The sequence below is a fragment of the Saccharopolyspora phatthalungensis genome, from assembly GCF_014203395.1.
Lineage (GTDB): Bacteria > Actinomycetota > Actinomycetes > Mycobacteriales > Pseudonocardiaceae > Saccharopolyspora > Saccharopolyspora phatthalungensis.
In genome coordinates this window covers 3,297,807-3,313,704 of record NZ_JACHIW010000001.1, presented here as the reverse complement: position 1 = coordinate 3,313,704, position 15,898 = coordinate 3,297,807, and the positions used below count along the sequence as shown (strand labels likewise).

16 protein-coding genes are annotated in these 15,898 nt (G+C 65.6%); 9 read left to right on the top strand and 7 right to left on the bottom strand.

Annotation, left to right across the window (positions count from 1 at the left end):
* Positions 1–88: 88 nt before the first annotated feature.
* Both BJ970_RS15350 and BJ970_RS15345 read right to left on the bottom strand, forming a co-directional pair.
* A complete protein-coding gene (locus BJ970_RS15350) occupies positions 89–916 on the bottom strand; it encodes a S1 family peptidase (protein WP_312864261.1) in 828 nt (275 codons plus the stop codon).
* 353 nt (positions 917–1,269) lie between these two features.
* Complete coding sequence (locus BJ970_RS15345; RefSeq protein WP_312864260.1) at positions 1,270–2,493, bottom strand: MFS transporter; 1,224 nt, start codon at positions 2,491–2,493, stop codon at positions 1,270–1,272.
* 230 nt (positions 2,494–2,723) lie between these two features.
* On the opposite strand from BJ970_RS15345, the gene BJ970_RS15340 reads away from it, so the two are divergent.
* Positions 2,724–3,308, top strand: a complete 585-nt coding sequence (locus BJ970_RS15340; protein ID WP_184726892.1) for a LysR family transcriptional regulator — start codon at positions 2,724–2,726, stop codon at positions 3,306–3,308.
* A 134-nt stretch (positions 3,309–3,442) separates the two neighbouring features.
* Here BJ970_RS15340 and BJ970_RS15335 read toward each other — a convergent pair whose 3' ends face one another.
* The 3 genes from BJ970_RS15335 to BJ970_RS15325 all read right to left on the bottom strand — a co-directional run bounded on the left by BJ970_RS15335 (position 3,443) and on the right by BJ970_RS15325 (position 6,227).
* Positions 3,443–4,249 (bottom strand): S1 family peptidase, encoded by an 807-nt coding sequence (locus BJ970_RS15335; RefSeq protein ID WP_184726891.1) that lies wholly within the window; start codon positions 4,247–4,249, stop codon positions 3,443–3,445.
* 386 nt (positions 4,250–4,635) lie between these two features.
* On the bottom strand, positions 4,636–5,253 hold the full coding sequence (locus tag BJ970_RS15330; RefSeq protein WP_376775038.1) for a bifunctional 4-hydroxy-2-oxoglutarate aldolase/2-dehydro-3-deoxy-phosphogluconate aldolase: 618 nt from the start codon (positions 5,251–5,253) through the stop codon (positions 4,636–4,638).
* A gap of 2 nt (positions 5,254–5,255) precedes the next feature.
* Entirely contained in the window at positions 5,256–6,227 is a 972-nt protein-coding gene (locus tag BJ970_RS15325) for a sugar kinase (RefSeq protein ID WP_184726890.1), read from the bottom strand.
* A gap of 185 nt (positions 6,228–6,412) precedes the next feature.
* On the opposite strand from BJ970_RS15325, the gene BJ970_RS15320 reads away from it, so the two are divergent.
* The 8 genes from BJ970_RS15320 to BJ970_RS15285 all read left to right on the top strand — a co-directional run bounded on the left by BJ970_RS15320 (position 6,413) and on the right by BJ970_RS15285 (position 13,337).
* Positions 6,413–6,958, top strand: a complete 546-nt coding sequence (locus BJ970_RS15320) for a YbhB/YbcL family Raf kinase inhibitor-like protein (protein WP_184726889.1) — start codon at positions 6,413–6,415, stop codon at positions 6,956–6,958.
* 202 nt (positions 6,959–7,160) lie between these two features.
* The gene (locus BJ970_RS15315) at positions 7,161–8,189 is read left to right on the top strand and encodes a VanZ family protein (protein WP_184726888.1); all 1,029 of its coding nucleotides are present in this window, start codon (positions 7,161–7,163) and stop codon (positions 8,187–8,189) included.
* A 14-nt stretch (positions 8,190–8,203) separates the two neighbouring features.
* Positions 8,204–9,601, top strand: a complete 1,398-nt coding sequence (locus BJ970_RS15310) for a mycothione reductase (RefSeq protein WP_184726887.1) — start codon at positions 8,204–8,206, stop codon at positions 9,599–9,601.
* A gap of 164 nt (positions 9,602–9,765) precedes the next feature.
* Entirely contained in the window at positions 9,766–11,109 is a 1,344-nt protein-coding gene (gene gdhA, locus BJ970_RS15305; RefSeq protein WP_184729115.1) for an NADP-specific glutamate dehydrogenase, read from the top strand.
* A 166-nt stretch (positions 11,110–11,275) separates the two neighbouring features.
* A complete protein-coding gene (locus BJ970_RS15300; protein WP_221467171.1) occupies positions 11,276–11,515 on the top strand; it encodes a hypothetical protein in 240 nt (79 codons plus the stop codon).
* Positions 11,512–12,027, top strand: coding sequence for a DUF6879 family protein (locus BJ970_RS15295; protein ID WP_184726885.1), 516 nt, complete (start codon positions 11,512–11,514; stop codon positions 12,025–12,027). Before BJ970_RS15300 ends, BJ970_RS15295 begins: the two co-directional genes overlap by 4 nt.
* Positions 12,014–12,868 (top strand): helix-turn-helix domain-containing protein, encoded by an 855-nt coding sequence (locus tag BJ970_RS15290; protein WP_184726884.1) that lies wholly within the window; start codon positions 12,014–12,016, stop codon positions 12,866–12,868. Before BJ970_RS15295 ends, BJ970_RS15290 begins: the two co-directional genes overlap by 14 nt.
* 40 nt (positions 12,869–12,908) lie before the next feature.
* Positions 12,909–13,337, top strand: a complete 429-nt coding sequence (locus BJ970_RS15285; RefSeq protein WP_184726883.1) for a hypothetical protein — start codon at positions 12,909–12,911, stop codon at positions 13,335–13,337.
* 563 nt (positions 13,338–13,900) lie between these two features.
* On the opposite strand, the gene BJ970_RS15280 is transcribed toward BJ970_RS15285, so the two are convergent.
* Together BJ970_RS15280 and BJ970_RS15275 are read right to left on the bottom strand one after the other, a co-directional pair.
* Positions 13,901–14,551: a hypothetical protein gene (locus tag BJ970_RS15280; RefSeq protein WP_184726882.1), complete on the bottom strand. Its 651-nt coding sequence runs from the start codon at positions 14,549–14,551 to the stop codon at positions 13,901–13,903.
* Positions 14,552–14,640: 89 nt separating this feature from the next.
* A complete protein-coding gene (locus tag BJ970_RS15275) occupies positions 14,641–15,873 on the bottom strand; it encodes an IS701 family transposase (RefSeq protein WP_184729114.1) in 1,233 nt (410 codons plus the stop codon).
* Between the last annotated feature and the right edge of the window lie 25 nt (positions 15,874–15,898).

Below are 15,898 nucleotides of genomic sequence, written 5' to 3'. Positions count from 1 at the left end.
CCGAACCGAGCGGTTTCAACGGAAATCGCCGCGCGGATTTCCCTTGAAACCGCCACCGAAGGTCCCCTCGCCGCGCTCGGGGCGAGCTTCAGGACTGCACCGGCAATTCCCCGGCGTAGCTGCTCAGGCGGGTGTAGACGCCGGGGGTGTTGGGGCGGCCGCATCCGGTGCCGTAGGAGACCACTCCGATCAGCCGGCCGCCCGCCACGAGCGGACCGCCCGAGTCACCGGCGCAGGCGTCCGTGCCGCCCGCCGGGACTCCCGCGCAGAACATGCTCTGGGCGTCGTAGTTCGGGTAGGCGCTTCGGCAGGCTTCGTCGGTGGTGACCGGGATTTCCACCGAGCGCAGGGTGTCCGAGGGCGGGCCCGACTCGCTGGTCCGGCCCCAGCCGTAGACGCGGGCCATCGACCCCGGCCGGTACGGCGCCGCTTCGCCCTGCCCGACCATTGCCAGCGGGCGTTGCGGCACGGGCTGGCGCAGCGTCAGCACGGCCACGTCAGAACCGCGGGTGTAGTCCCGGAAGCCGGGGTGGACCCAGATCCGCTCGACCTCCGCGACCACACCTCGTTGCGTGCGCAGATCGGTGCGTCCGGCGATCGCCCGCAGTTCCTTCGGGGGACGCTGGGCGCCGGTGGTCGGGTCCATCGCGCAATGTGCCGCGGTGACGACCTTGACCGGGCTCACCAGGGTGCCGCCGCAGAACTGGTGACCGTAGCCATCGGTCAGTGCCACGACCCACGGTGCGTCGTCGGTGGTGGAGTCCGCGCCGCCGAGCACCCGCGCCTCGGGTTGTTCCTCCGCGCTCGCCGCCACCGGGTGCAGTCCGGCCAGCGCCGTCACCGCGCTCGTGACCACGAGCCGCAGTAGTGCACCACGGCGCGCCGTCCCGGTCCTGCCCTCACTGCCACGCCCCACGTCGTGCCTCCACCTGATTGCGGATCTTGCCGACTGGTCACCGTAGCCACCCCGATGCCGGAACATCGCGCGGTGCAACTTCCAAATAATCAGGAGAATATTTCATCAATATCTATTTCTCCGGGATGTATTGCGGAATACATGACGGTCGGCGACCACTCATCCTTCCTGATCCATTGCGAACCGGGAGCGGACGCCGTCCCCGAACTGCGCCCGAACAGGTGATAGATCTACCCCGATCAAGTGATCACTGCCGCATGCCGTCGCGAAGAAGGAATGGGGCTCCTTGACCTGACCCCGTTGCCCGCCGGCGCAACTGGTGCTGCGTGTTCGGCGCCGTCCGCATCGCTTGGCTACAGCACCCCCGCGTCGCGAAGTCGCTGGGCGCGATCAGCGCGGCGGCGTTCCTGACCATCGCGATCGGCCTGGTCGCCGGTTAACACTGCGACGCACGTCACCAGCGCCAGCCCGAACAGCGCGGCCAGCTGCACCGGCGCGGCGACGAAGCCAGCCAGCAAGCTGACCGCGAACGGTGTGCAGAAGCCGATGTAGGCGATCGACCAGAACACCGCGGTCATTCTGGCCAAAGCGGACGGTGGCGCGATCCGGCCGACCACGGTCAGGCAGAACGTCACGCAGAACCCGTAACCGATGCCCAGCAGGAGATCGCCGAACAACGCCAGTCCCGGCCGCACCCACCACGCCGCGATGGCCGCCAACGCGAGTCCGACAGCCAACGCGAGCAGCCCGACCACCGCCAGCGCCCGCTCGCCGCGCCGCGCGACCCGTCGCGCCAGCGGTTGAACGACCGCGCCGAACCCCGGCGTGATCAGCGTCGCGACCCCCGCGTAGACGAGCCCGAGCCCGGGCAGATCCGCGGTGACAAGGCCGGGGAGAACACCGAACGCCACCGTCGGCCCGACAAATACCCACAGCGCCACCGGCACCACCACCCGCCAGAACCTCGGGTCTCGGAGGCTGCGCAGCGGCCCGGGCGAGACGTGGCGCGGCTTGGTCTCCGGACATGAAAGCGCCAACGCCAAGCCCACAACGCACAGCACCAGGTGCGGCAGATACGCGCTGACCAACGGATGCGGTCCCCACTGCGCGATCAACGCCGACACCAGGCCGCTCACGCTGAACCCCACCGACAGCAACACCCCGCCACGACGCGCCCCCGCGCCATCCTCGACGGCACTGCCGAACGGCGGGTGCGACAGGTCGCGCACCCATGCGCTGCCCGCGGCCAGCACCGCGCCCGTGCTCACCCCGGTCAGCAGACGCCCCACCACCAGCCACGGCGTGGCGAGCACGCCGGCGATGAGTGCGGCGGTTTCGGCCGCGCTGATCACGATCGCGCAGAAGACGACTGGTCGGCGACCGTACCGATCCGCCAGCGGGCCACCCAGCACAAGCCCCGGCAGCATGCCGACCACGTAGAGCGCGAGCAGGCCGGTGGCGGCCTGGCCGGACAGCCCGAGCTCGGACTGGTAGCCGGCGAGCAACGAGGCGAACTGATTCGCGCCCCAGCCCGCCGCGGTCAGCAGGAATGCGGCCGGTAGCCACTTGTTGTGCACGACATCGGTGCTATGCCGGTCGAACGCGCGACCGCACCGGCCGTTCAGGAATCGTGAACAGCGCCGTGAAGTTCGCCTCACGACGAGCGAGCCGGAAACCCTTCCGCGACTTATGCGCCGTTTCGGGTGGTTTCGCCCGGCCGTGCCAGGCGATCCGGCACCGGTTTCCGGCAGCGGACCGGCAGCGCTGTCCCCGGGCGGCTCTTCCGTTGGTTCGTACGCTTCGAGGTATGGATTTGAGTCGGGTGGCGTCATTTCTGGCGGTCGCCGAAGAGGGCCACTTCGGCAAGGCCGCCGAAAGGCTGTTCCGGTCACCGGCTTCCGTCACGGCGCACATCAAGCAGCTGGAGCACGAACTCGGGACCCGGCTGCTGGACCGCTCCCCCGTCCGGCTCACCCCGGCCGGTGAGCGGTTCGTCGGGCACGCGCGGTCCCTGCTGGCGGCGGTCGACGCCGCGGTCGCGGACGTGGCCGAGGTCACAGCCGAAACCACGCTGCGGGTCGGCATCATGAGCAACGGGTCCGCCGAGCTCACCCCCGCCGTGGTCCAGGCGTTCCACCGCGCCCGCCCCGAAATCCCGGTCGAATTCCTGGCTCTGGACTTCACCGAGCACGTCTGCGCGCTGGTGCAGCACCGGGTCGACGTGGCGTTCGTGCGACCGGCCCCGGTCGACGAGCGGATCGCAGTGGACATCATGACCACCGAGCGGCGGATCGTGGTCGTGCCGGCCTCCTGGGAGCTCCGCCGGCCTGGCTCGCGAGCTCGGCCCGCGGATAAACCGTTCCCGCCCCTGAAGCGCTTGCTCCCACACTGAGCTCGGTCCTGTGGCCGGCATGACGCGGCCGGGGCGTTCAGCTGCGCCCCGGCCGTGTCATCTTTCTCGTTCTCAAGCGGCTTCTGCGGCTCCGCGACTCGCACCGCCACGCGGAAATAGCCGCAGGAGCGGTACTAAGAGCCCAGTTGTGCCTGGACGTCGTCGTGGTAGGTCGACACCCGGGTGTAGATGCCCGGGGCGTTGGGGCGAGCGCAGCCGTTGCCGGTGGAGACGATCCCCACCAGCTTGTTTTCGACCACCAGCGGTCCGCCGGAGTCACCCTGGCAACTGTCCATGCCCCCCTGCGGAAGTCCGGCGCACACCATCGCGTCCGCCTTGTACTGCGGGTACGCCTTCTGGCAGTCCTGGTCGCTGAACAACGGCACGTCGGCCTTCTGCAGGGTCTGCGACGCCTGTCCGCCTTCGGCGGTGGCCCCCCATCCGAGCACAGTGGACATCTTCCCCGGCTGGTAGAGCGGGGCGTCTTGCTTGGCGGCCACCGCGAGTGGCTGATGCGGCAATGCCTGGTCCAGGGTCAGCACGGCGACGTCGGCGCCGCTGTTTGCGTTCTGGAAGCGTGGGTGCACCCAGATTCCGGTCACCTTGGCGACCTCGCCGGCGGTGGACTGCTTGTTCTCCCGCCCCGCGACGACCTGGACCGCCGCCGGCTGCTCCCCGGTGACGCAATGCGCGGCGGTGACGATCTTGTTCGCCTTGGCGACGGTGCCGCCGCAGAACTGGTTGCCTTGGGTATCGGTTAGGTAGACCACCCACGGGTGCTCGGCGATCTTGGCGGGTTGGCCGCCGACGATGGGCGGTTTCTTGGCCTCCGGCATGTCGGGCTCCGTCGCGCTCGCCGTCGTGGTCAGCAAGCCCGACGACAGCGTCGCCGCCGCCAGCAGCCCGGCCATCGACCAAATCCGGCGCCTGGTGTCTGCCATGTCGTTGCCTCCTCCCCCGGAGCCATCCGGCATGCCGTCGTTCGACCTACCGTCTCCGGCTCGACCACGAGTCTCCCTGAGATAGAGGAGCAGAACCCGTCGTCGGATACACCTGAGCCAGAGAGGGCAACTCAATCGGGTGGAATATCAGCCCATTTGCCACCCAATCGGTTTACCTAGACACTCCACTTAGGACATTGCAAGTGTGCGGAATTGTATTTGCTCAGGACAAGTAATTCCACGCTTGCGGCGTCGATGAAGCCGATTCGCTGATTTCCATTGAAATCGCGGACCCTCACGTCGATTTCAGTAACCCGCGGTGCGGTCGACGACGCCGAGGACCGGATCCGCGCCCGGCCACCGCTCTGGCCTGGTAGGGCGGCACTTCACGACCGTTGCGCCTCTGATGTCGATTTGTCGACCAATTTCGCCAGTTCGGGCAGCTGCTCGACGTCCTCCAACGCCGAACCAACCGCCACCACAGTGGCCCCCGCCGCGAGGAACTCCGGCGCGTTGCGCGCGTTCATGCCGCCGGTGGCCACCATCCGCAGGCCGGGGAACGGGCCATGCATCGCCTTGAACCAGCCGGTGCCGAGTTCGGCGGCCGGGAACGCCTTGACCCACGAAAGCCCGAGCCGGTGGGCTTTCTGAATCTCGCTGGGCGTGGCCACGCCGGGCAGGTGCGGCACGTCGAGTTCGGCGCTCAGCCGCACCACCTCGGGATCCAGTCCCGGTGCCACGGTGAACGCCGCACCCAGTTCCTTGGCGGTGTGCACTTGCTCAAGGGTCACCACGGTTCCGGCGCCCACCGGGCGATCCCGTTTGGCGCCCGCCTGAACGGCCGCGCGCAGCGACGGCTCGGCGCGCTGCGTCTCGATCGGCACCTCGACCGCCTCGATGCCCAGATCCCACGCCCGTTCGGCCAGCTCGACGGTCCGCTGCGGATCCATCCCGCGCAGGATCGCCATGACCGGACCGGTGAAAAGGTCGTCGAAGAAACCCACGATCACTCACTTCCGCCGAAGCTGAGGTTGCGCCAGTGCTTTTCGTCGTAGCCGAGCCACTCCGCCAGCGCGGCGCGGTCCGGCAGTGGCATGTGGTCCTCGGTGCTGAGCAGGCTGTGCGCGGCCAGAATGTGCCCGAGCCGCAGGCAACGGACGCCGTCTTCGCCGCGCAGCAGGCCGGAGAGGTATCCGGCGGCGAAGGCGTCCCCGGCACCCACCGGCTCGACGACGTCGACCTTGGGGGCGGACACGACGACTGTCCCGGTGCTCAGCGCGTAGGCGGCGTCGGCACCGTCCTTGACCACGACGACGCCCGGCCCGTCCAGCAATTTCCGCACTTCATCGGGGGTTTCGACGCCCCAGAGGGTGGTCGCCTCGTCCAAGCCTACGAACACGATGTCGGCGAGTTGGGCGAGCTCGCGCAGCCGTGGCCCGGCCTGCTCGACCGGCCACAGCGCCGGGCGGTAGTTCACGTCGAAGGTGATCAGCGAGCGGCGATCGCGGCTGAGCAGTCGCCGGACGAGCCGGTCGCAGGTAGCCGACAGCGCGGGCGTGATGCCGCTGATGTGCAGTAATCGCGGCGCGTCGAGCTGCTCGTCCGAGAGGAACTTCTCGTCCATTGTGGACGCTGCCGAGCCCGCCCGGTAGTAATACACCTCGGTGCCGTGCGGGGCGGGGTCCTTGAAGTAGACGCCGGTCGGCGCGTCCGAACATATCTCCACCAGGCCGGTGTCCACCCCGGCGGCGGCGATGGACGCGACCATGCGGCGGCCGAGCGGATCGGCTCCGACCCGGCTGGCCCAGCCGACGCGGTGCCCCAGCGATGCCAGGTGAATGGCCACGTTGGACTCCGCACCACCAGCGGAGAGGGTGAACGCCGGCGCCTGCTCCAGAGACACCGGGGCGGCCGGGGCGACCAGCGACATCGTCTCGCCCAGACACAGCACCTCAGCGCCGCCGCTCGGCTCCGCCACGTTCGCCTCCTCGATCCCACGACACCGTCGCCGGACAGCCTAACCTCAGTCCTGCGAAATGCACACAACCGTTGCACAAAGTGCAATGGATACTGCTGGCGTACGCCGCAAGGGTGGCGAGCGGCGGCCCACTAGGCTGAAAATCAGGTGATCACGCACATCCCGAGGAAAGTGAGGATGCTCGAATGAGCTTGGAGCGCCCGATCGATCCGGACCCGTATTCGCTGCTGCCCGCCGTTCCGGCGTTCACCGTCACCTCCGACGACGTGACCGACGGTCAGCCGATGGCGCAGGCCCACGCCTACGACGGCATGGGCGCCGACGGCCAGAACCACTCGCCCCAGCTGCGCTGGACGGGTTTCCCGGAGACCGCCAAGAGCTTCGTGGTGACCTGCTTCGACCCCGACGCCCCGATCCCGGGCGGCTTCTGGCACTGGGTGCTGGTCGACGTGCCGGCCGATGTGACCGAGCTGGCCACCGACGCGGGCAACCGCAACGGGCAGGGCATCCCGGCCGGGGCCTTCCACGTCGCCAACGACATGGGCGAGCGGGCTTTCGGCGGCGCCGCCCCGCCGCCCGGCGACCGGCCGCACCGCTACTACTTCGTGGTCCACGCGGTGGACACCGACAAGCTCGGGGTGGACGAGAACGCCAGCCCGGCGGTGGTCAGCTTCAACTTGGCCTTCCATACCGTCGCCCGCGCCGTCATCACACCTACCTACCAGCGCTGACGCTTCGCGGAAACCGCTCGCCGCGCTGCGCGGCAGCGAGACCGCCCAGAAACCGCACGATCTCGTGAAAAAGCCGTGCCTGTCCGGTGTTCCGGCAGGCACGGCTCTTTCACGCGCACAAGATCACCCGATCGATATGTATCTGAACCGCACCCCCGCATCTCTTTAACAATAGGGAGGTTCCGGACGTCAGGAGATCGGGATGAGCGTGCTGCCGGGTTCGTTCGCCGCGCTGGTCGCCATCGGTGTCGCGGCGCTGCTGTTCGTGCCGTTCGTCGCCGGTGAGCACCGGAGGCATGGTGAGCTCCGCGTGGGCATCGCCGCCCAGCGCTTCGCCATCCTGCTCTATGCGTGCGGGCTGCTCTCCTACGTGTTCTTGCCGTTCTCGTCGGACACGACGACCTGCTTCGCGCCGCAGTGGCAGCCATTTGCGGGGTTGACGGACCTCACGATGTTGGAGCAGTTCGCATGCAACATCGCGCTCTTCGTCCCGCTGGGCGCGCTCGCGCCGAGCAGTTTGCCGACCTCGGTGCTGGCCGGATCGGCGACATCGGTGGCCATCGAGCTGACCCAGCTCACCGGGATCTGGTTCGCCTTCCCCTGCGCGTATCGGGTTTTCGACGTCAACGACGTCATCGCGAACACCATCGGCGCGCTGCTCGGCGGCTTGCTGGCACCGCTGCTGCGGCGCCTGCCGACCGGCGCCAGCGGTCGGCCCGCCGCCGAACCGCGTCCGGTCACCGCCGCCCGCCGACTGCTGGGCATGTGCTGCGACGCACTGATGCTGTGGTGGCTCGGCATGGTCTGCGACCGAGCCGCGGACATCGCGCTCCGGCTCGCCCACATCACCCCCACCCGCGTCTGGGAGGCGGTCGCGCTGTGGTTTGCCCCGTCCGCACTGTTGCTGGCCACGATGCTGATCGGGCGCGGCAGCTCGATCGGCCAGCACGCAGTTGCGCTGCGGGCCAGGGCCCCCAACGGTCGCCCCGCACGGGCCGCGGTGCTGCGCCGCTGGGCGGTCGGCATCGGCGGGCTGGCCCTGGCTCAGGGCGCACTCGAAGTCCTGTCCGGGGAACCGAATGCGGCGCTCGGGCTGCTGTGGTGCGCCGCGCACGCGTGGGGTGTGACGAACACCCGAGATCATCGCGGAATCACCGGCCTGGTCGCCGGGTTGAAAATGATCGACGCCCGACCAAGCCGGCGCGGGTTGAATGCGGCCCGCTCGATGTGAGGCAGGATGGACCAGTGCGGCACTTCGATCTAGTCATCATCGGTTCCGGTTCCGGCAACTCGATCATCGACGACCGGTTCGCCGATTGGGACGTCGCCATGATCGACAAGGGTGTCGGTCCCAACGACGCCTACGGCGGCACCTGCCTGAACGTCGGCTGCATCCCGACGAAGATGTTCGTGCACACCGCTGACGTCGCCGGCGCCCCGGCGGGCGGTGCGAAGCTCGGCGTCGACCTCGAACTGCGCGACGTGCGCTGGCGCGACATCCGGGACCGGATCTTCGGCCGGATCGACGAGATCTCGGCCGGTGGCCGCCGCTACCGCGCCGAAGACAACCCGAATGTCACCCTCTACGAAGGCCTCGCCCGGTTCACCGGCGTCAAGCAGCTGACCGTGGACACCGCCGCTGGGCCGGAGACGATCAGCGCCGACCGGATCGTGGTGGCCGCCGGTGGTCACCCGGCGATCCCGGACATCCCGGGCCTGGACCAAGTCGGCTACTACACCAGCGATTCGGTGATGCGGCTCGACGAGCTGCCCGGCCGGATGATCATCATGGGCACCGGGTTCGTAGGCGCGGAGTTCGCGCACGTGTTCTCGGCCCTGGGCGTCGAGGTCACCATGATCGGCCGCTCCGGTCGGGTGCTGCGCGCCGAAGACGTCGACGTATCGACGCGGTTCACCGAACTCGCGGCACAGCGGTGGGACCTGCGGCTGAACCGCAAGGTGATCGCCGTCGAGCGCGAAGACGGTCTCGCCCGCCTGCACCTGGAGGGCCCGGAGGGCGCCGAGGTGCTAGAAGCGGAGGCAGTGCTCGTCGCGGTGGGGCGGGTGCCCAACTCCGACCTGCTCGACGCCACCGCCGGTGGGCTCGAGCTCACCGCCGACGGCAAGATCAAGACCGACGCCACCCAGCTGACCTCGGTGGCCGGCGTCTGGGCGCTGGGTGACGTCAGCTCCGAGCACGAGCTCAAGCACGTCGCCAACCACGAGATGCGCGTGGTGCAGCACAACCTGCTGCACCCCGACGAGCCGATCGAGTCCGACCACCGGTTCGTACCGCACGCGGTTTTCTCCGCACCGCAGATCGCCGCAGTGGGCCTCACCGAGCAGGAGGCGCAGGAAAGCGGCATCGACTACGTGACGTCGACCCAGGACTACGCGGGCATCGCCTACGGCTGGGCGATGGAGGACACCACCGGCTTCGCCAAGCTCCTGGCCGACCCCGAAACCGGCCGGCTCCTCGGCGCCCACATCATCGGCCCGCAGGCGCCGACGCTGCTGCAGCCGCTGATCCAGGCGATGCAATTCGGCCTGGACGCCCGGACGATGGCCCGCGGCCAGTACTGGATCCACCCCGGCATGCCGGAACTCATCGAAAACGCCCTGCTCAATCTCCCCTTGAGGTGATCGGCGCCCGCAACCACCCGCCCTGCGCCGGGCGGTGTGTTGGGCATCATCTTGAGCAATTCCGATCAAAGCGTCAGCTTGAAGGTGATCGGGTTGGCCCGTAGGGCTCCGCCGCCACGCGGTGGCGCCGGTCAATTCGCGACGCCATCGAACAAGGGAGTTTGATAGTGCTCCACGAACGCCTCGAACCGGTCTACGAGAACGTGGTCAGGCGCAACCGCGGCGAAGACGAGTTCCACCAGGCGGTTCGGGAAGTGCTGGAGAGCATCGGCCCGGCGGTGGACAAGCACCCCGAGTACGCCGAGCAGAAGATCATCGAGCGGATCTGCGAGCCGGAACGGCAGATCGTCTTCCGCGTGCCGTGGGAGGACGACCGCGGCGAGGTGCACATCAATCGCGGCTTCCGGGTCGAGTTCAACAGCGCGCTCGGTCCCTACAAGGGCGGCCTGCGCTTCCACCCGTCGGTCTACCAGGGCATCGTGAAGTTCCTCGGCTTCGAGCAGATCTTCAAAAACGCGCTCACCGGGCTGCCCATCGGCGGCGGCAAGGGCGGCGCGGATTTCGACCCGAAGGGCCGCTCCGACCGGGAGATCATGCGGTTCTGCCAGAGCTTCATGACCGAGCTGCACCGGCACGTCGGCGAGTACACCGACGTGCCGGCCGGTGACATCGGCGTCGGCGGTCGCGAGATCGGCTACCTGTTCGGCCAGTACAAGCGGATCACCAACCGCTACGAATCGGGCGTGCTGACCGGCAAGCACTTGTCGTTCGGCGGCGCCCGCGTGCGCACCGAGGCCACCGGCTACGGCTGTGCGTTCTTCGTGCAGGAAATGCTCGCCGCCCGCGGCCAGTCGTTCGACGGCAAGCAGGTCGTGGTCTCGGGGTCGGGCAACGTGGCCATCTACACGATGGAGAAGGTGCATCAGCTCGGCGGCACCGTGGTGGCTTGCTCGGATTCCTCCGGCTACGTCTTCGACGAGCAGGGCATCGACGTCGAACTCATCAAGCAGATCAAGGAAGTCGAGCGAGCTCGTATCGGCGTCTACCCCGGGCGCCGTCCGGGCGCGAAATTCATTGCGGCACGCAGCATCTGGGAAGTGCCGTGCGACGTGGCGTTACCCTCGGCAACCCAGAACGAGCTCACCGGCGCCGACGCGGCCGCTCTGATCGCCAATGGCTGCATCGCCGTTGGCGAGGGCGCGAACATGCCGACCACACCGGACGCGGTGCGCAGCTTCCAGGAGGCCGGTGTCGCGTTCGGCCCCGGCAAAGCGGCCAACGCCGGTGGCGTGGCGACCTCCGCGCTGGAGATGCAGCAGAACGCATCCCGCGACAGCTGGAGCTTCGAGTTCACCGAGCAGCGGCTCGAAGAGATCATGAAGGACGTGCACGCCCGCTGCTATGCCACGGCAGCCGAGTACGGGTTGCCCGGCAACTATGTCGCCGGCGCGAACATCGCGGGTTTCACCAACGTCGCCGACGCGATGCTGCGACTCGGCCTAGTCTGAGCCGCAGTCCTGGGGAGCTGCGGCGATTTCGCGTACACGGTTACCGGTTTTACACACCATCCGGGGCAGCTGTGCGTCTAGTACGACCAGGGGCAAGTTATGCGAGATCGCGACTAGACCCTGGGAGAAGCTTGATCCTCCCTGCCTGATCGCTAACGCTGTGACCATGAAGCTACGCAAGGTGTCCGGTTGCGATGACAAGACATGCCCCACCGTGTACGTCTCAGACCGAGGTACGGCCGTAGTCCAGGGCGACCACGTGACCAGCGCTGAGGGCCTGACACTCGGAGAGGGTGAGACGGCCGTCGAACTACCCCCTGAGATCATCCTCAATGCGGTTTCGGCGCTAGTCGAGTCCGGGGTAAGCGCGGACGTCGTTCAACGGCTCAGGGAGACACTGAAGTGATTTTGACCGGCGAGCAGTTCGGCGACCGGTTCGACAACTGCCAGCGGTCCGCATGGCGGTTCGAGTGCCAACCGACCTACACCATGCCGAGGGAGCAAGAGAACCTGCGCCGCTGGCGCGCAGGGGAGTCGAAACCCGAGGGCCACAACGCGGGTTGGCATGAGACCGTCCGAGAGATCGTGACCTCTGGACGAACCATTGGACGTGTCCGAACCGTTCGGCAGCCGTTGACCGAGTACCAGCGGTACCAACTGGCCTGGGGCATCCCCGGCAACATCGCGGCCGGGGAAGACATCAGGATCTTGGACCTGACGGACCTTGATCTCGATCTGCCTTCACACGATTTCTGGTTGTTCGATGAATCATTGGTGGTTGACCTGAATTTCAACCCTGACGGAACACTGCTCAACATCGACCAGCGGGAAAATCCGGACCTCACCCAGTACCTCAAATGGCAGGCCACAGCGCTAGCGCACGCTGTGAGCTTTAGCGAGTGGAATGCTCGAACCTGACACAGAACAGCAGCAACGCAAGAACCTTGCGGACACGCTGAGGCAGCTACGCAAAGCGGCCGGGCTCTCTGGGGAGAGGCTGGCCGTTCGTGCTGCTATGTCTCAGTCGAAAATCAGCCGGATTGAATCCGGTAGGACTCTCCCGTCCGTCGCTGACGTAGAGCGCATCATGACGGCGCTAGACGTGCCGCCTGATGCTAGGGAAGAACTTCTTTCGCTCACTCGTTCAGCAAACGTCGAATACACGTCGCTACGGTCATCCGCCAGGCTGGGGATCTGGCGCAGCCAAGCGGAGATCAAAGCACTCACAGAATCAGCCTCGGTTATCCGCCAGTTCTTACCCGCTATCCCCTCCGGGCTAATCCAAACACGCGACTACGCGCGTGCTGTACTCACACCCGGAGTCGAAGGCAGGCCAGCTCGGGACATTGACCGCGCCGCACAGGCGAGGCTAGATAGCCAAGGCACGCTCAACAACGGATCTCGCCGGTTCTACTTCCTCCTCACCGAGCAAGCCGTAAGGCTCAAGCGTGCATCAGCTAGCGTCATGGTCGAACAGCTACGGCACATGGTAGATGTCTCCCAGCGGCCAAACGTAGACCTAGCGATCCTCCCTAACACAGCATTAGTGAATGCCTCGCCGCTAAACGTGTTCGTCGTCTACGACGATCGACTAGTGCTTACCGAGATTTTCGCGGGAGAGGTAGCGCTACGCGACTACCGCGATATCACGTATCACCTCAATCTGTTCGAGCACTTCCGTGAACGTGCCGCATCCGGCGATGACGCGAGAAGCATTTTCGAATCGGCCGCCGACGAATTTATGCGAGCACAAGACTAAAACTCGCCTGCGCGTACTGTCGCCTTTTACCGTTAAGGCTATGGCGACACTGACCGCCCCGGAACGGGAATTCGCTCTCGAACTGAAAGACCTTCTCTGCGAGCTACGTAGACGGCATTGGACACTGATCCGCTGGGGACCTGAGGAAGGCCCTCAGATCATGGCAGCGATGTTCAAGCACCAGACGTGCGCTGATGTGTTCATTCTTCGCAGTGAGCACCAGGCGACCGCCTACAGGGTTCCTACGCTGGACGATACCGGAGTCTTTAACCCGCAGAACGTGACCTACCAGTATCACGCTAACCCGTTGTGGACTCTCCGGGCGATTCTTGCACTTCCAGCACCAGGACACCCTGATGCGCCTATCGGTATCGAAGTACCGGCGAATGAGTGCTTCCTGCCTGAAAAGCTGCCACAGCCGACTCTAATACGGCCGTTGTCACCGTCTGCGAGCCTGACGAATAACTAGGCTCCCCTGCCCAGCGGCAGGGTTTCCCAACTCGAACGGGAAAAGCTGGCAGACGCGCTAACGACGCTGGCCGAACTACTCCGGGAATCCGACTGATGCCACAGAAGCCAATCAGCCGCCACTACGACTATGGCTGCACATTCCGATGGATTCAAGGGGAATCCCACATCGCAGTGAAGCGCGGGTACGTCTGCGAAGGTAAATCGTTCGTCATCATCAAAGCACCACGGACATACGAAATCCAGGACCGGCCCGGCGAAAACCCTCACGACGATAAGCACACGTGGCTAGCCACGATCCCGGTTAACCCAAGTTATTGGTCCGAGGATCGATATTTCGTCAACGCGGTCAATACGTGGGTGAGGAACAACCCGACGCTAGTCAATGTACACGACCGCGCTGGGAGGGCAGTAAATCATGGCATGTGACCACACTTACCAACCCGACGCTGATGGCATCTGGAGGTGTACCAAATGTAGCAAGCGTATGTGAATTAGTCAGACAACAAAGGACCACACGAACCTAGCTGTAACCCCTCCCACATGGGAGGGGTTTTGTTTTTCCTACGATCCAAGCAAGTCCAAGTGGAAGCCGACCACAATTGCAAGGAAAGCTGCGACCCTAATCGGATGACCCTGCTTTTTTCCCGCTCCAAATAACCACTCAGAGACTACCGAAGGCACTCTGAGTATTAAGACAGGAAGATACAGAGTTGCCCCAAATATCACCCAAAGAATCAGTATTGCGACCACTAACAGGAACAGCCATCCTGCAATATGAATGAGCCAATCCGGATAGCCGGAAACCAGTTCATTGAAATATTTTCCACCAACGTATAGTACACCTACCGTCGGAACAACGTAACAAAAGAAGATTATAAAATACCTGTTGTAGTAATAGTCGATCTTCGCGCGGCGCTCTGCAATCAATTGGCGTTCCCCTGGCGTCGCCCCCTCGGGATACCCGTAACTAGACTCATCGAGATTCCTCACGTAACGCCTAGCCTTCTCTGCGTATTTATCACCCTTGTTTCTCAGAGCTCGTAGGCGTTCAGGCCCTACAAGGTCGAGAATTACAATTGCCGTACCGGCAAACTGAAGGCACTTCCCGATACGTGCCCACCACAGCATCGGAAGTCCCCACATAGCGAAGTCTTCCAACTTTGTGCCGGACCACCACAACGACCAGGCTTCCCAATAGCCGACTGATTGCACCCCAGTACACCTCCCAAGTTAGCGGAGATCGTACCGGGACGATCAGACGGAAGTGAGAGAATTAGTACTCCAGTCGTAGATCTTGATCGTCATGGTTCATGCCGTTGTTGTCGCTGGTAGTGGGCTTGTCGGGCGCGGTATTGGTGCCGTCGTCGCCAGTGGGACCACTGCAGATGGTTGATGGTGGATCGTGCCGGTTCGATGATCAGTGCATTGAACAGGTGCCGGATTTCGTTGAGTGTCAACGGGATCATCCCGGCGGGACCGACTCTTGCGGTGGCGGTGAGGATGGCCAGGAACAGGTGTGCGAGCAGCACGAGGGTTATCCACCGGTACCAGGAGGTCCAGGTGCGGACCTGGTGCTGGTCCAGCCCGGTTTGGCCCTTCGCAGTCTGAAACGACTGCTCGATCGTCCAGCGTCGGCCCGCCACGCGCACCAACGTGTCCAGGGAAACCGGGTGCGGGTGATGGCAGCGGTAGAAGGCCAGCTCGCCGGTGCGCCGGTGACGGCGGAGGAGCAACCACCGGTGTCCGCCCGGATCAGGGGCGTGGATATCAACCCAGGCCCAGTCGTAGTACCGGTGTCCCTTCGCGCCGGTTCCGCATGAAATGCGTTGCCACGCCCTGCTCGGCACCATTCCGGCCACGGCATCGGCCCGCAACGTTCCCGCCGCTGTGGTGATCGGCGCATCGCAGGCGACGGCGAGCACATAACCCACCTCGCGGGCCTCCAGTTCGGCGCGCAGCCGGGGATCGGCGCCATAGACCTCGTCACCGGCCACCCAGCGGGCGGCGACCCCGGCATCCAGCGCACGGCCGATCATTCGTGTAGCCAGCTGCGGTTTCGTGGCGAACGTGGTGCCGGCCGGAACCCCGGCCGCGGCGCACCTGGCAGGATCACCGGTCCAGCTCTGCGGTAGGTAGAGCTCCCGGTCGACCAACGTGTGCCCGGCCGTGGACGCATACGTGACGAACACCCCCACCTGCGCGTTCTCGATCCGCCCCGCCGTACCGGCGTATTGACGTTGCACACCAACGGTTTTCGTGCCCTTCTTCAGGTCACCGGTCTCATCGACCACCAGCATCGCCTCGCTGGTTCCCAAACGCTGGACCGCGATCCGGCGGATGTCATCACGCACGGCATCGGCATCCCACACCGCCCGCGACAGCAGATGCTGCATGCCATCCGGAGTGACATCACCGGCGTGCTCGGCAATGCCCCAGCAGTTCTTACGAGGCAGGTCCGACAACAACCCGAGCACGAACGCCCGCACCCGTCGACGCAGCTCCACCCGCGTGAACCGCCCCGCCACCCCCGCCATCAACGACTCGAACGACTCCCGCCAC

Coding starts and splice junctions, on each gene's coding strand:
- BJ970_RS15340 (WP_184726892.1), top strand. CDS start 2,724: ATGGATTTGAGTCGGGTGGCGTCATTTCTGGCGGTCGCCGAAGAGGGC.
- BJ970_RS15335 (WP_184726891.1), bottom strand. CDS start 4,249: ATGGCAGACACCAGGCGCCGGATTTGGTCGATGGCCGGGCTGCTGGCG.
- BJ970_RS15320 (WP_184726889.1), top strand. CDS start 6,413: ATGAGCTTGGAGCGCCCGATCGATCCGGACCCGTATTCGCTGCTGCCC.
- BJ970_RS15315 (WP_184726888.1), top strand. CDS start 7,161: ATGAGCGTGCTGCCGGGTTCGTTCGCCGCGCTGGTCGCCATCGGTGTC.
- BJ970_RS15300 (WP_221467171.1), top strand. CDS start 11,276: ATGAAGCTACGCAAGGTGTCCGGTTGCGATGACAAGACATGCCCCACC.
- BJ970_RS15290 (WP_184726884.1), top strand. CDS start 12,014: ATGCTCGAACCTGACACAGAACAGCAGCAACGCAAGAACCTTGCGGAC.
- BJ970_RS15285 (WP_184726883.1), top strand. CDS start 12,909: ATGGCGACACTGACCGCCCCGGAACGGGAATTCGCTCTCGAACTGAAA.
- BJ970_RS15275 (WP_184729114.1), bottom strand. CDS start 15,873: ATGGCGGGGGTGGCGGGGCGGTTCACGCGGGTGGAGCTGCGTCGACGG.